The sequence below is a fragment of the Corynebacterium sp. genome (assembly GCF_030532715.1).
Classification (GTDB): domain Bacteria; phylum Actinomycetota; class Actinomycetes; order Mycobacteriales; family Mycobacteriaceae; genus Corynebacterium.
Genome location: NZ_JAUNKO010000006.1, coordinates 235099 through 250128 on the forward strand (window position 1 = coordinate 235099; position 15030 = coordinate 250128).

Consider the following 15030-nt stretch of genomic DNA (forward strand, 5'->3'; position numbering starts at 1 on the left):
GCACGTACGTGTGCTCGTAGGGGCCCGGGATTGCGAGTTCGTTGGGGGAGACCACGCGGAAAACCTGTGGGGTGCCGAGGGGCTCCTAGCTATACATGCCGGGGGTGCGCGATTCGATGGCGCGTTGATTATCCTTGCTGATCAGGCCCTTGAGTTCGGTGACTGATTCAATGGTCTTCTTCGGCGGACCAATCTTCTTGACCTTCCTAAAACCGATGAATGCGAGCACCGCCGCAATCACCACCATCACCAAAAAGACGATAAGGAACGCCGCCCAACGCTGCAGCCAAATGCTGAGCAACTCGGCGAGGAAGAAGAAAAAGAAGAACGAACTGTACAGAGCAACGGTGCCCGCCACGCCAAACAGACCGCCACCAACGGCGCCTTTCTTGGCTTCCTGCGTAATTTCAGCCTTGGCAAGTTCAAGCTCCGCGCGGAACAAACTGGACATTTGCGCGGTGGCGTCGCTGACTAAGGTGCCTAGCGAACCGATGCGAGCGTCAGCGTCCGAGAGCGGTATTTCATTGACGCGCGGTTGAAATGACTCGGAGCCGTCGGTGTATAGGCCGGGGTTCGTGCTCACGGTTGCGTTCCTCCAGAATTCTGTTCAAACAGTCACGTCTTATCGTGCCACGTTTGCCAGCTTCTCGCATGTTGATGAGGTGACAGCAGTGACGTTTTAAGGTAACAGGTATGGATCCTCTCACCCCCCTGCTGGAAGACGCCGAGCTAGCTGCACGGTTGCTCAACGCGTCAAAGGCGATTGGGGCTGTGCATCGTCGGCCCGTGAACTTGCGCCGCGCGGAGGTGACCGGCTCGGAGTCTGTGCTGCGGGGTGCCATCACTACCGCCCGCATGTGGGGGATAGACCAGGTTCAGTCTATTGACGCCTATGCCATGCTCGCCCCCAGCGCCGCCGAAGCTACCGCCCGAACGTTTCAGCGCGCACCCTCGCAAATCTTGGCACGCCTCGACGTGGTGTTCGGCGGACCGGGGGTACCGCGTGACCCAGCCCGCTTAGCGACGCTCGCGCAACTCATCGTCAACCGCAACGTTCATCCGGGGTTGCTGGTTGGGGTGGTACACGCCGAGCTGGCTGCGCGAAACATGTTCGGCGAACGAAGCGGGCCAATCGCCTGGACCGCTGCGCGTCTTGCGGCCCGGTTGAGTTGGGACCCGCGTGGGCTCTGCGTGCCGGAACCCTATTGGTTTCGTCACCGCCACGACTACAACGCAGCGCTTTCGGCGTACCCCCAACACCCGAATGAGTTTTTGCGTATGCATGCGCGGGCATGGATTGCCGGCGCGGAAGAGGCGAACGGGATTGCGTTAGCGGCGTCGCCAAGCAAAAGCGGCGAGGCCAACGACGGCCAGCACTAGCACCGGAATCGCCACGGGAGTGTACCGTGGGCGCGGAATCAATGGCACTGGGTTGCGAAACACCCGAATATCCCAACCCCGGTCCATGGCGATGCGCCGCAATGCGCGATCCGGATTCACCGCCACCGGCGTGCCAACCGCTTCCAACATCGGCAGATCCGTTGCCGAATCCGAATAGGCGAAACTACGGTCCAAATCGTAGCCGTGCGCGCGTGCGAGCTGATGGATCGCTTCCGCCTTCGCTTCCCCCTTGCAATAGAACAAAACGTCGCCGGTGTAGCGGCCGTCTTGGACTTCCAACTCACTTGCCGCCACGCGCGTGATGCCTAGTTCATGGGCGATGGGTGCCACGAGGTCGTAGCCGGATGCGGAGACAATGACCACGTCATGGTTGAGAGCCTTATGGTGTTCGATGAGTTCGACAGCCTCAGCGTAGATCGCGGGCGAGACCACCCGATGAATCGTTTCCTCGGCGATGCGGCGTACGGTTTGCGCTTCCCATCCTTGGACCATGGTGAGCAATTGGTCCCGGGTGGAGTCCATCTGTTCACTAGATTGGCCGGCGATTCGGTACAAGGTTTGGGCTACCGCGAGCTGCAACGCGGTGACCGGGGTAATCATCCCGTTGTGCAGGAACTCCCTGCCAAAAGCGAGTGCTGAGGAGCGCGCGATGATGGTCTTATCGAGGTCGAAAAACGCCGCGGGTCGGGGTTCGCGGGAAGTCATGGGGGCAAGTCTATCCGACGAAAAATGCAGGTAAGAACTATTGCAGCCCGTACGGGTGGGGGTGGGTTGTCAAAGCAGCAATCTTCTGTCATACTTGGTGGTGCAAGGCCCCGACATACTGTGTGGCCTGCCCCGGTCCATCCCCCCCGAGGCCGGGTTATGAAGGCCCGCGCTCACCCCCCCGAGGCGCGGGCCTTCCCTTATGCCCACGCTTCGACGTCCACATTCTTGCGCGTGGCCACCCCTGAGGTGCGGCTGGCTATCTCCCAATCACACCTCATCATCCCGTTGCACCAAGTTGACTGCGAAAGCAAGTGCGGCGCCGAAGTTATCCACAGGCATCGCCCAAAATGTGGCATTTTTCATAGTGCTGTTGGTAGTTATCCACACCCCGGTGCGCCGCAATCTTGCTGCGGCTGCCGTGGGGCGGTGAAGCTGTGGGCATGACTCAGCAACCCATCTTGGTGGCGGTAGCTCACCCGGTAGTGCATCCGGAGGCTATGCACGTGGCGGCAGCTACGGGGCGGCCGATTATTGACACCAATGATCCCCGCGACATTGCGCGTCATATCGAGCGGTGCGCTGCGGTGCTTGTGTGTGCGACGGTGTCTCAATCGTTGCCGCCGACCATGCGGGGGAGAGTATTTCTGGTGTGCCCTGACCCTGGCCCGCCGGACTGGAAAGCCGCGGTGCAGTGCCACGCTGAGCAGGCTTTTGTGCTGCCGGCGCAAGCCCCAGAACTTTTGCAAGCGTTGGGACGGGACGATCCGGCGGTGGTCCAGGGCACGGCCGTGGGGGTGTTTCCTGCGGTGGGTGGTGCTGGTGCCAGCGTGCTGGCCGCCGCTATTGCGCGCGTGGCGGCTTCCTATGTGAGCACCGCCGTTATTGATGCTGACCCGTATTCGGGTGGGCTGGATCTCGTCTTTGGCTTGGAGGAATCTCCCGGCGTGCGATGGGGTGACATGAATCTTGCGGATGGTGATCTCGCCGGAAACATATTCGCGGCGCTGCCTGCCACCAGCGACGGTATCCGGGTGTTATCTGCGGCGAGGACGAATGTCGCCGCGGTCGAATCGGATATTACGCCGCACTTGGGCACTGCGTTGACCAGTATTCGCAATGTGGCGGAGTTGACCATTGTGGATTGCACTCCGGCGACCGTTGCGGAGCTTGCCCCGGTATTGGATTTGGTGGTGATGGTGGTGCCCGCGCAGGTCCGGCCCGCGGCGGCCGCCACTGCGTGCGCTGCGCGGTTGAAGGCGCAGCACACCGAGCTGGCCACGATTGTGCGCCATATTCAATGGTCCGGCCTGGAAGCTGATGATATTGAGCGGTTAACCGGCGTGCCGATCCTCGCTGAGCTGGCGACTATTGCGCGGCTGCCGAAAGCCCTAGACATGCAGGGGCTACCTGCTCGACTGCCCAGGCCGCTACAACGAGCCGCGACGGCGGTGTTGGAGGAGTTGCGATGAATCCCGCCGAGCTTGCGGAACGCGTGCAACGTAAACTCGCTGAAACGACCCGGCCGGACAACCCTGCGGATATTGCCCGCCTCATTCGGGACGAAGCTGGCATGATTTCGGATGCGGACGTGCTGGGGGTTTTGCGACGCATCCGGGATGATTCCAGCGGCGCTGGAAAATTGGAGCAAGTCTTGGCCACCCCAGGGGTGACGGACGTACTTGTGAACGGTGCACGCGAGGTGTGGTTCGATCGTGGCGACGGCCTGGAGCGCGCCAATGTGCGTTTTGAACACGACGCCGAGGTGCGTCAGCTTGCCACCCGCTTGGCGGTGGCGTGTGGACGCCGCCTTGATGACGCGCAACCTTTTGCGGATGGTCGGTTGCACCGCAGCGACGCTAGCAGCATTCGGGTGCACGCCTTATTGAGCCCACCGGCAGATCATGGGACTTGCATTTCACTCCGCGTGCTTCGGCAGGCTGTGACCACACTCGATGGGTTGGTGGAGCGGGGCACCATGAGCCAAGAGATTGCCCACACATTGACCAAGATTGTGCGGGCGAAGCGTTCGTTTCTTGTGGTGGGCGGCACCGGCTCTGGGAAGACCACTCTGCTCGGGGCGCTGCTTGCGGAGGTACCACACAACGAGCGCATCATTTGCATCGAGGACACCGCAGAGTTGCACCCGCCGCACCCGCATGTGGTGAACCTGATTTCCCGCGCCCGCAATGTTGAGGGCCACGGCGAGATTACTATGACGGATTTGCTGCGGCAGGCGTTGCGGATGCGACCCGACCGGATTGTGGTGGGTGAGATTCGTGGGGCGGAAGTGGTGGATTTGTTGGCGGCGTTAAATACCGGGCATGACGGCGGCGCGGGCACCATTCACGCGAATAGTTTGCGGGAGATTCCAGCGCGTATGGAAGCGCTCGCAGCACTTGGCGGAATGGACCGTACCGCATTGCATTCGCAACTCAGCGCCGCTGTCGACGTCGTGATGTCCATGCGCCGTACAGACACCGGCCGGCAGCTCCATCAGATTGGCGTGGTCAACGGAAATCCGGTGCAGGTGTACACGATATGGGATGCCGACTGTGGGCCAAAGTCCGGATTTGCGCAGTATATGGAGTCCTTGCCATGACTGTGTTGATGTGGGTGAGCGCTACGGCCTTGCTGTTAGTGAGCCCGCCGTGCCCCCGCGTGCGATTGTGCCCGGCCAAAAGCATGCCGCGGCGTTGGTTCCTGCTCGCATTGGGGGCGGCGGTTATCCCTCTGGTGTGGTTGGCGCCGGCGGCGGTGATTGCCGGGGGATCGATAATAGGGACGATCTGTTGGGCGGTATCGAAACGACGCAAGCGGGTTCAAGCGGCCGTCATGGCAGAGGTAACCAGCACCTATATTGGCTTCTTGCTGGGGGATGTGCGGGCCGGTTCGCCGGTGCCGCAGGCGCTGAGCGCCGCCGCGGACACCCTAGTGCATCACGAATCGGCCCCGGCGCGCCTCAAGGAAGTCGCCGTGGTAGCAGCCCGGCGGGCCCGCAACGGCGCCCAAGCCGCAGACGTGTTGATCGAGGCGAAAGACACCTGTCCCGACTTGGGCACCGTGGGTTTGGTGCTGCGGGTGGCGGAACATCACGGCATCCCGTTGGTGGAGCTGCTGGAACAAACCCAGCGGCGCATCGATGCGCGATTGCGTCACCGCACCGCAACGACCGCGGCGTTGCAGGGCCCGCAGGCCACGGCGCTTATCCTGGCGATTTTGCCCGGTTTCGGGTTGGTGCTGGGCAGTGCGATGGGGGCGAATCCCGTGGGCTTTTTGCTCCACACCGGTCTTGGCGGAGTGTTGCTGGTGGTGGGGGTGGGGCTCGCCTGCGCGGGATTCGTGTGGTCACAGGCGATCATTGAGGCGGCCGCGTCGTGAACGCGCTTGCAATCGCCTTGTGCGCGGCGTCGATACTCGTGGCTTCGCCGAAACCCACAGCTCGCATTGAGCAACAGAAGACTGTGCAGCGGCACCGCAGCCCGCCGGGGGCAATCACCTTGGATACTGCGGCGGACGTGGACTTGTTTGCCGCCTGCATCCGGGCCGGACTGAGCTCTGCGCACGCTGCGGCTGCGGTCGCCCAAGTCGCTGACGACGAAACGTGGCATAGCATCGCAGCCTTGCTTGCTATCGGTGTGCCAGCCGAGCGGGCGTGGGCGCCAGCGAGCGGTGTCGCGGGGCTCGAGGAGTTGGCGTATCTGGCGCGAATCTCGGAACGTTCGGGTGCGGCCATGACTACCGGGTGCACCAGGGCGGCGGAGTCCATTCGTTCCCAAGTAGCGGATGCGGCGACAGCCACGGCTGAGCGCGCCGGGGTACTCATTGCCTTGCCGCTGACCGTATGTTTCCTGCCGGCGTTTTTCACCCTCGGGCTTGCCCCGACGGTGATCAGCCTTGCAATGTCCATCATCCCGAAATGAGCCGAATTAACGGAACGATTCGAACGATTCGGACCGTACCAAAACTCACCAAAACGAACCGAACGGAGAAACTCAGATGAACATCACCGAACGCATCAACACCGTCACCGACAGCGACGATGGGATGACCACGATTGAGTACGCCATGGGGTCGCTTGCCGCCGCGGCGATGGCAGCCGTGCTCTATGCGGTAGTGAAGGGCGACACGGTGGTCAGTGCCATCGAAGACATCATTGCCAACGCGTTGAGCAGCACGCCATGATTGGCGACGACACCGGTTCCACCACCATTGAGGCGGCGGTGGGCCTTGGCGTACTGGTCACGGTGTGTGGGCTGGGGGTGGCCGGGTTGGCCACGCTTGCGGCATACATTTCCGCCGTGGATATTGCTGGTGCAGCGGCGCGGGCGCAGGCGATTGGGGTGGAGTACCAGCCGCCGCGCGGCCAAGTGAGCATTCGTGACGACGGGACCTACGCCACCGCCGTGGCGGAAGTGGAGGGCCCGCTGCGCACTATGCAGGCAGAAGTGGTGTTTCCCGTGGAATACCGCGGCGGCGGCAACTCGACGCCATGAAGCGCGCACCCGAGTTTGGTAACGAGCGTGGCAGTGCCAGTGTGGCCACGGCGGGTTTAGTGGCCGCACTGCTCGCGTTGCTGCTGCTTGTGGTGCATGTGGCCACTGGGGTGGTGCATACGCATGAAGCTCGCAATGCGGCGGATACCGCCGCGATCGCGGGGGCGTGGGCGGTGGCTACGGCGCGGGCTGCGTGCCCGGCGGCGGCAGACGCGGCGTCGAGAAATGGGGGTGCAGTTCGGGAATGCCGCGTGGAGGGTGCCGACGTCGTGGTGGAGGTAACGGTCGGTACTTCGCATGCGCGTTCGCGCGCCGGGCCGCTTTAGTGCGCGCTAGTTTGCAGCATCAGGGTGAGCGCGTTCAGCAGCGACAGGGCGTGTGTTTTGCTGAGCGGGGAGTTGCCGTTGCCGCACTTCGGTGATTGCACGCACATAGGGCAGCCCGATTCGCACGGGCACGTGCGCACAATTTCGTGGGTGGCTTCGAGCCATTCCTGGAAGCGGCGGAATCCGCATTCGGCGAAGCCGGCACCTCCCGGCTGGCCGTCGTAGACGAAGACCGTAGGCAGGCCGGTGTCTGGATGGCGGGCGGTGGACACCCCGCCGATATCCCACCGGTCACAGGTGGCAATCAGCGGCAGCATGCCAATGGCCGCGTGTTCCGCCGCGTGCAGGGCACCCGGAACTTCGCTCGGCGGAATACCCATGGCGTCGAGGGCGGCCGGGTCGATGGTGTATGCGACCGCCCGGGTGGGCAGTGTTGCGGCGGGCATGTCGAGGGGCACGAGGTCAAGCTGCGTGCCGTCGTGAAGCTTGGACACGTAGCCCATGACCTGTTCCGTGACCTCCACCATCACGTCCGCCACCCAAAACCCGGTGCCGCGCTGGGTGGCCCGTAGGGTTTCGGTGATGCGGATGTCCGTGGTGGTGCGGGCGAACGTCACGTAGCCGGGATCTTCTGGGTGCACCAGCGCGACGCGGTCGGCGAGGTTGAGTTCGTCCACAAGATACGTCTCGCCTTGATGTAGGTACACGGCGCCAGGGTGTAGCTGGGATTGGGTGCGAGCGGAATCCACGGTGCCTACGATGCGGCCGTCGGTAGCGTCCACAATGAGCACTTCACCGCCCGCACCGCCACGGAGATCTACTGGGATGCGTTCGCCGACGGGGTACCAGGCCCGTGCTCGTCGCCTCAGATAGCCGTCCGCCTCCAATTGGGCGACTACCGCGCTAGCCTGCAGCGTATCGACGTCCGCGTCCGTCAGCGGCAGCTCATACGCCGCGGCGAGCACGTGGCCGCGCAGCACGTACGGGTTGGTGGGATCGAACACGGTTTGCTCGATGGGGCGATCCAACAGGGCTTCGGGGTGGTGGATGAGGTAGTTATCCATCGGTTCGTCGCGGGCCACCAACACCACGAGGCACCCTTGGCCGCGGCGGCCGGCGCGGCCCGCTTGCTGCCAGAAACTCGCCACGGTGCCCGGAAACCCGGCGGTGATGACTGCGTCGAGGCCCCCGACATCAATACCCAATTCAAGGGCGTTGGTGGCGGCGACGCCGAGCAAGCGGCCGTCGTCAAGCATCGCCTCGAGCGTGCGGCGATCCTCGGCCAAGTAGCCCGCGCGGTAGGCAGCCACTCGGCGCCCAAAATCAGCGTGGCCCATCAGCGTCAACTGCTCCGCGCACCGCAATGCCGTGGTCTCTGCCTGCCTGCGGGAACGCACAAACGTCAAGGTTCGCGCCCCTTCCGCAATCATTGTGGCCATCAGGTTCGCGGCTTCGCCGCCAGCGCCCCGCCGCACCGGCGCCCCATGCTCACCCTCCGCGCCCGCAACCAGCCCCGGCTCCCATAACGCCACCGTGCGGGGGCCTGCCGGGGATCCATCCGCAACAATCGCCGTCACCGGCACCCCCGCCAATGTCGAAGCGTGGCGAGCGGGGTCGTTTGTCGTGGCGGAAGCGAATACAAACGTTGGTTCCGCGCCGTACCGAGCCGCCAGCCGCCGCAGGCGCCGCAATACGAGCGACACGTGCGCCCCGAATACCCCGCGGTAGGCGTGGCATTCGTCCACAATGACGAACCGCAGATTGCGCAACAACCGGCCCCAGCGCTCATGGTTGCCCAGGATCGAGGCGTGCAACATGTCCGGGTTGGTCACCACCCACCGGGAGGTATCCCGAATATGTGCGCGGGCATCTGTGGGGGTGTCGCCGTCGTAGGGCGCGGGGTGGATATCCAGGCCTTTGACCAGCTCCGATATGGACATCGACTGGTCCGAACCCAACGCCTTCGTGGGGGTAATGTAAAGCGCGCACGCGTTCGGCTGCTGCATGAGGGTGGCGGCTACTGGCAGCTGGTAGCCCAGCGATTTACCAGAGCTCGTACCCGTCGCTACCACCACGTGGCGGCCGTTGAACGCGGCTTCGGCGGTGGCGGCTTGATGGGAGAACAATGTAGCGATGTCACGCTCCGCTAGCCGATCCCGCAATACCTGCGGCACCCACTGCGGCCACGGTGCGTGCGTGGCGCTGCGGCCCGGCAGGGTGGTGCAGTGTGTGCACGTGGAATCCGGGAATGTTTGCGTGAGCGTAGCTACGAGTTCTTCGCCTATATACATGCATTTTACCTTCTAGCCCCACTAAAAATAGGGTAGTTACCTGGGAGTTTGCACATAACACTATCGCGAGGAGGGCAAACGTGACACACTGGGATGCGGTCGCAGTTTCTGTGCGCAGTGTTTCAATAGCGCTCGCAGGAGATAGTGTTTGCGAGCGCCCTCGTTTCATTACCGTTCGGAAAGTGAAGCAGGGGAGCTTCGGGACCGGCCCGGCGTTTGCCAACAAGTGGAGGCGCCGCATCCGAATGATCAAGAAAAAGGTAAGAAAAATATGGCACAGGGAACTGTGAAGTGGTTTAACACTGAAAAGGGCTTCGGCTTCATCGCACCGGCTGACGGCTCTGCAGACGTGTTCGTTCACTATTCCGAGATTCAAAGCACTGGTTTCCGCACGCTGGAAGAAAACCAGCAGGTGGAATTTGAAATTGGCGATGGCGCCAAGGGCCCCCAGGCTCAGAACGTGCGGGTAATCTAACTCAGCTTCGTTTCCAATGGAAAGCACCCAAGCTTCGCACTCGGCGAACATGGGTGCTTTTTCGTGGCCTTTCCGGCCTCACCACTCGGCGTTTACACGGCTCTCCCTGTGGCGGTGGGTGGCGTTGATCTACCCCAAACGTGGCTAGCTTCTGAGCCTGCGGGGCTGAAAAACCGCAGCCAGCCCAAGCCTGCAAAACGTGCTGTACGCAAGGCATTCACTGGGGTGGTGTTGCATATAGGCTGGGGCACACGTGCTACCGAAAGTGACCAAGGAGTGGGCAATGACAACAATGCCGGTGAGGACGTTCCTGTTTGGCACGGCACGGGTTTCGTCGGGGGTTGTCCTCGCGGGCTTGGTGTTGGTTGGTTGTGCCTCTGAGCCCGAGGCGTACCTGTTTGATCGCCTCCAAGCGGGGGACACAGAAATTAGTGTCTTGGCAATGCCGGGCGGCAATTGGGAGGAGTATGCCATCGTATGCCCCAACGCCACCCTAAGCACGGTCAAGGAAGCCACCGGTTGGGAAGTCTCGGGGGTGCCGGAAGGCGGCATGCCCGAGGATGAGAATATTCTGCTGTTACACGCGGAAAACGGCGCAATGGACGCAATTCATCTGGATCGGAAGAGTGTGGATTTGTGCCCAGATTCCGGAGCGGAAGAGCCCACTACGAAACGTATTGCGGCGAATGAATCGCTGGTGTTTGTGCGCGGCTCAAATCGCGGTTGGGCGCTGGAAAATAACTAGGTGTTATTGCCGTAGAACTCTCGCTGAACAGGCGCAATATGAGTTCGGGTAGGAAAATTCGCAGCGGAGCCATATATTACTGTGTACGGTAAGCGAAAGTACGCACACAACTATTCGAGAGGGCACCGTGGCTACAGCGAAGAAACGCCTTGTGATTGTCGAGTCGGCAACAAAGGCGAAAAAAATCGCTCCTTATTTGGGGGGCGATTACATTGTTGAAGCATCGGTGGGTCACATTCGTGACCTCCCTCGCGGCGCAGCTGACGTCCCCGCCAAATACAAGAAGGAGCAGTGGGCGCGCCTTGGCGTGGATACGGAGCGCGGGTTTGCCCCGCTGTATGTGGTTAGCCCGGACAAGAAGAAAAAAGTCACGGATTTAAAGTCGAAGCTGAAGCAGGTCGATGAACTCTACCTTGCCACCGACCCCGACCGTGAGGGGGAGGCCATTGCGTGGCACCTGTTGGAGGTGTTGAAGCCGAAGGTGCCCGCTCGCCGCATGGTGTTCAACGAGATTACAAAGCCGGCGATCCTGGCGGCTGCGGAAAACACCCGCGAACTTGATAAAAACCTGGTGGATGCGCAGGAGACCCGCCGTATCCTCGACCGGTTGTACGGTTATGAGATTTCCCCGGTGTTGTGGAAGAAGGTGATGCCGCGGCTGTCCGCCGGCCGCGTGCAGTCCGTGGCTACCCGCGTGATTGTGGAGCGGGAGCGGGAGCGCATGGCGTTTATTTCTGCTGCGTATTGGGATCTCACCGCAACGTTGGACCGCGGTGTCACCGATGACGATAATCCCCGCACCTTCAAGGCCCGCCTCACCGGTATTGATGGCTCGCGCGTCGCCGTCGGCCGTGACTTCGACGATCGCGGTCGGTTGCTTTCCAAGGCGACCGTGCTGGATGAGGCAGCCGCCCGTTCGCTTGCTGGCGCCCTCGAGGGCACCACTATGCGGGTGTCCGCCGTGGAGGAGAAGCCTTACACGCGCAAACCGTACGCGCCGTTTATGACCTCCACGTTGCAGCAGGAGGCGGGCAGGAAGCTGCATTACACTTCCGAACGCACCATGCGCATCGCGCAACGGTTGTACGAAAACGGCCACATCACCTATATGCGTACAGACTCCACCGCGCTGTCCGAGTCCGGCATCCGCGCCGCCCGCGCCCAGGCGGAGGAGTTGTACGGTGCCGACTATGTTGCGCCCAGCCCCCGCCAGTACACCCGCAAGGTGAAGAATTCGCAGGAGGCGCACGAGGCTATCCGCCCCGCCGGGGAGACGTTTGCTACGCCTGGGCAGTTGCATGGACAGCTGGACGCGGAGGAATTCAAGCTTTATGAGCTGATTTGGCAGCGCACGGTGGCGTCACAGATGGCCGACGCCCGCGGCACTTCCATGAAAGTCACCATGCTTGGCGACGCCGCGACTGGCCAGCAATGCGAATTCTCCGCCACTGGTCGCACCATCACCTTCCCTGGCTTTTTGAAAGCCTATGTGGAAACCACCCGCCAGGCAGACGGCAATGACCTCGCCGACAATGCCGAAAAGCGCCTGCCTAGGTTGAGCTCCGGGGATACGCTTGCCGCTAAGGACGTGGTTGCCGACGGGCACGCCACGAATCCGCCGGCCCGCTACACGGAGGCCAGCCTGGTGAAAAAGATGGAGGATCTGGGCATTGGCCGCCCGTCCACGTACGCTTCCATCATTCGCACGATCCAGGATCGCGGCTACGTTTATTCTCGTGGCAACGCGCTCGTGCCCTCTTGGGTCGCATTCGCGGTGGTCGGCTTGTTGGAACAAAACTTCGCCTCCCTCGTGGACTATGACTTCACATCTTCCATGGAGGACGAGCTCGACGACATCGCCACGGGCAACGAGGACCGCACCGCCTGGCTTACAGGTTTCTATTTTGGCAACGCCGACGCCTCCGAAGCCATGGCGGAAACCGTCGCGCGCTTGGGCGGGCTCAAAACCCTCGTCGGCGATAACCTCGAGCAAATTGACGCCCGGACAGTCAATTCCCTGCACCTCTTCGACGATGCCGAAGGCCGCCCCATTCTCGTGCGCGTAGGCCGGTACGGTCCCTACCTTGAGCGCGCGGTGGGCGTGGATCAGGATGGCGAGGTAATACATCAACGCGCAAACCTTTCGGACTCCATGACCCCCGATGAGCTCACGCTTGAGGTTGCCGAAAAACTCTTCGCCACCCCCCAAAGCGGGCGCGAGCTGGGCCAGAATCCTCGCAATGGCCGCATGATCGTGGCGAAAGAAGGCCGCTATGGCCCGTACGTCACCGAACTTGTCACTCCTGAAGAGCGCGTTGGTGCGGAAGCCATCGCCGAAAAAATCGTCGCCGAGGAGCGCGCCGCCGAAGATGCGGAGCGCAAAGCTGCCGGAAAACGCGCCAAAAACTGGGAGACTAAAACCGCTATTGCGGCGAAGGAAAAGCGCATTAACCAGATCATTGAGGAAACCCTCAAGCCGCAAACTGCATCGTTGTTCTCTACTATGGAGCCCAGCAACGTCACCCTCGACGAGGCCCTCCAACTGCTCACCCTGCCGCGCGAAGTGGGTGTAGACCCCGAAGACGGGAACATGATCACGGCGCAAAACGGCCGCTATGGTCCGTATTTGAAAAAGGGCAACGATTCTCGGTCGCTGGCCAACGAATCCCAAATCTTCACTATTACGTTGGATGAGGCTCGTCGGATCTATGCCGAACCCAAACGTCGCGGCAACACCCCTAGCCAGCCGCCGCTGAAAGTTCTGGGCAACAACGATGTTTCTGGCAAACCCATGCTGGTCAAAGACGGCCGTTTCGGCGCCTACGTCACCGATGGCGTGACCAACGCCAGCCTCCGCAAAGGCGATACCCCAGAAACCATGACCGACGCTCGCGCTTGCGAACTGTTGTCCGAGCGCCGTGCCAAAGAAGCAGCCAACCCGAAGCCAGTGAAAAAGGCGGCTAAGAAGGCGGCGAAAAAGACCACCAAAAAGGTAGCCAAGAAAGCGGCGAAGAAGACCGTGAAAAAGGCTGCAAAGAAGGTGACGAAGAAAGCCGCGAAAAAGGCCGCTGGGTCCTCCTAGGAGCGGTCCGCCAGGGTCGGGCGGACTGGGCGTGCCAGCTGGGTCATTTCCTTGCGGCCGCGAAGCTCCACGGATTTCAGCACGGTCCAGCGTGCTTGTTCCGCCTCGTTTGCGTCCCGCAGTGTTTTCGCGGAGGTGAGCACGCGGCCGGGGGTGTCCTTGGCCAGCTCCGTGAGGCGGGCGGCTTGGTTCACGGCATCGCCGATTACGGTGTATTCGAAGCGGGCATGGCCTCCGATATGCCCAGCCACCACATGCCCAGAGGCGACGCCGATGCCGCACTCCAGTTCCATGTCTTTGAGTTCCTGCCGGAGTTCCCGCGCGGCGGCAAGGGCGTGGCCTGCGGAATCAGCCACGGGGAGCGGGGCGCCGAAGATGGCCAGTGCGGCGTCGCCTTGGAACTTATTGATGATCCCCTTGTGGCGATGCACCACCCGCACCACGTGCTCAAAAAACTTATTGAGCTCGGCGACGACCTCTTCCGGGGTGTGGTTCACCGCAAAGGTGGTTGATCCGATGACGTCCACAAACAGCACCGCCACCTTGCGGTCCTCGCCGCCAAGGGTGGGGCGTTCCTCCATGGCCCGCCGCGCCACCTCTGCGCCCACGTACCGCCCAAACAGGTCCCGGACTCGCTGGCGTTCCCGCAAACCACGCATCATTTCATTGAACCCGGCTTGCAGGACGCCGATTTCGGAGCCGTCGTAGATCTGTACCTGCGTGTCGTGTTCGCCGCGCCGCACATGGTTGATGGCGTCCTGGAGCTCCCGGATGGGGTCCACCACGCTCGCCGTGACTAACGCGGTGGCAATATAGCCGGTGGCCAAGGCCGTGCCGCTCAAGGCGATAATCGCCGGCAGGATGTCCATCGCATCTTCGGTGAAGTACCCGGCGCGCTGCCCGGATATCATCAGCATGATGCCCAATAGCGGCGCCCCCGTGGTGAGGAGCCACGTAAGGTGCAGCCGATGTTCCAGCGGCGGTTCCATGGTGGAACTGTCCAACCCTCGGGTGAGGGCAATTGCCGCCACTGGCCGGACCAGGCGCTGTGCCTCCAGAAACGTGAACATGACTACGACGGCGCCGGTGAGGGTCGTCGATAAGCAAATGACGAGGGCGAGGCGAGCGGACGTGTTGTATGCCACGCCTGCGACAAGGCCGATACCCACCGCCCACACCAAGGCACACAGGAGGGCTTGGTGCGTGGGCAGCCGCATGACCAGGTTCCGCGCCATGTTTGCGTCGTGGGCGTCCGGATTGCGCTGCCACCGCAACACGGGTTGGAACATCAGTACGCTTGCCGTGGCGCCGACAATGACGGCAAACGCGAAGTATCCGCCCACCACCGCCGGAAGGTATCCGAGTTGCGAGAGTTCCGGCATGGGTACGAGCACGCCTACAAAGAGGGTAATGGCAACGGCACCAACTACGTTCGAAACGAGTACGGAGGCTGAGTAGAGCGGCCACGAGGTGCGGAGAAGCCATTTCAGTCGACGCATGCTCCCAACT

General features: G+C 62.1%; 15 protein-coding genes. 11 read left to right on the plus strand and 4 right to left on the minus strand.

Features of this window, described 5'->3' with window-relative positions:
• Positions 1-85: 85 nt before the first annotated feature.
• The gene (locus Q4D83_RS10870; RefSeq protein ID WP_303175321.1) at positions 86-583 is read right to left on the minus strand and encodes a phage holin family protein; all 498 of its coding nucleotides are present in this window, start codon (positions 581-583) and stop codon (positions 86-88) included.
• A gap of 110 nt (positions 584-693) precedes the next feature.
• Between Q4D83_RS10870 and Q4D83_RS10875 the strand changes: the two genes are divergently transcribed.
• Positions 694-1380 (plus strand): hypothetical protein, encoded by a 687-nt coding sequence (locus tag Q4D83_RS10875; protein ID WP_303175322.1) that lies wholly within the window; start codon positions 694-696, stop codon positions 1378-1380.
• Here Q4D83_RS10875 and Q4D83_RS10880 read toward each other — a convergent pair.
• Positions 1330-2106 carry an HAD family phosphatase gene (locus tag Q4D83_RS10880; RefSeq protein ID WP_303175323.1) on the minus strand — a complete coding sequence of 259 codons (777 nt, stop codon included), beginning with the start codon at positions 2104-2106 and terminating at the stop codon, positions 1330-1332. The two genes, Q4D83_RS10875 and Q4D83_RS10880, sit on opposite strands and share 51 nt — an antisense overlap.
• Before the next feature lie 443 nt (positions 2107-2549).
• Between Q4D83_RS10880 and ssd the strand changes: the two genes are divergently transcribed.
• The 7 genes from ssd (at position 2550) to Q4D83_RS10915 (ending at position 6928) form a co-directional block, all read left to right on the plus strand.
• Positions 2550-3578, plus strand: coding sequence for a septum site-determining protein Ssd (gene ssd / locus Q4D83_RS10885; RefSeq protein ID WP_303175324.1), 1029 nt, complete (start codon positions 2550-2552; stop codon positions 3576-3578).
• Entirely contained in the window at positions 3575-4708 is a 1134-nt protein-coding gene (locus tag Q4D83_RS10890) for a TadA family conjugal transfer-associated ATPase (RefSeq protein WP_303175325.1), read from the plus strand. Before ssd ends, Q4D83_RS10890 begins: the two co-directional genes overlap by 4 nt.
• A complete protein-coding gene (locus Q4D83_RS10895; RefSeq protein WP_303175326.1) occupies positions 4705-5487 on the plus strand; it encodes a type II secretion system F family protein in 783 nt (260 codons plus the stop codon). The genes Q4D83_RS10890 and Q4D83_RS10895 overlap by 4 nt, the downstream gene beginning before the upstream one ends.
• A complete protein-coding gene (locus tag Q4D83_RS10900) occupies positions 5484-6029 on the plus strand; it encodes a type II secretion system F family protein (protein WP_303175327.1) in 546 nt (181 codons plus the stop codon). The genes Q4D83_RS10895 and Q4D83_RS10900 overlap by 4 nt, the downstream gene beginning before the upstream one ends.
• A gap of 76 nt (positions 6030-6105) precedes the next feature.
• Entirely contained in the window at positions 6106-6291 is a 186-nt protein-coding gene (locus Q4D83_RS10905; RefSeq protein ID WP_303175328.1) for a DUF4244 domain-containing protein, read from the plus strand.
• The gene (locus tag Q4D83_RS10910; protein WP_303175329.1) at positions 6288-6602 is read left to right on the plus strand and encodes a hypothetical protein; all 315 of its coding nucleotides are present in this window, start codon (positions 6288-6290) and stop codon (positions 6600-6602) included. Before Q4D83_RS10905 ends, Q4D83_RS10910 begins: the two co-directional genes overlap by 4 nt.
• A complete protein-coding gene (locus Q4D83_RS10915) occupies positions 6599-6928 on the plus strand; it encodes an Rv3654c family TadE-like protein (protein ID WP_303175330.1) in 330 nt (109 codons plus the stop codon). The genes Q4D83_RS10910 and Q4D83_RS10915 overlap by 4 nt, the downstream gene beginning before the upstream one ends.
• On the opposite strand, the gene Q4D83_RS10920 is transcribed toward Q4D83_RS10915, so the two are convergent.
• Positions 6925-9219 carry a DEAD/DEAH box helicase gene (locus Q4D83_RS10920; protein ID WP_303175331.1) on the minus strand — a complete coding sequence of 765 codons (2295 nt, stop codon included), beginning with the start codon at positions 9217-9219 and terminating at the stop codon, positions 6925-6927. The genes Q4D83_RS10915 and Q4D83_RS10920 overlap by 4 nt on opposite strands.
• Before the next feature lie 271 nt (positions 9220-9490).
• Between Q4D83_RS10920 and Q4D83_RS10925 the strand changes: the two genes are divergently transcribed.
• The 3 genes from Q4D83_RS10925 (at position 9491) to topA (ending at position 13521) form a co-directional block, all read left to right on the plus strand.
• Positions 9491-9694 carry a cold-shock protein gene (locus Q4D83_RS10925; RefSeq protein ID WP_303175332.1) on the plus strand — a complete coding sequence of 68 codons (204 nt, stop codon included), beginning with the start codon at positions 9491-9493 and terminating at the stop codon, positions 9692-9694.
• Between the two features lie 283 nt (positions 9695-9977).
• Complete coding sequence (locus Q4D83_RS10930) at positions 9978-10439, plus strand: hypothetical protein (protein WP_303175333.1); 462 nt, start codon at positions 9978-9980, stop codon at positions 10437-10439.
• Positions 10440-10566: 127 nt separating this feature from the next.
• Positions 10567-13521, plus strand: a complete 2955-nt coding sequence (gene topA, locus Q4D83_RS10935; RefSeq protein ID WP_303175334.1) for a type I DNA topoisomerase — start codon at positions 10567-10569, stop codon at positions 13519-13521.
• Here topA and Q4D83_RS10940 read toward each other — a convergent pair.
• Complete coding sequence (locus Q4D83_RS10940; protein WP_303175335.1) at positions 13518-15020, minus strand: adenylate/guanylate cyclase domain-containing protein; 1503 nt, start codon at positions 15018-15020, stop codon at positions 13518-13520. The two genes, topA and Q4D83_RS10940, sit on opposite strands and share 4 nt — an antisense overlap.
• Positions 15021-15030 lie beyond the last annotated feature (10 nt).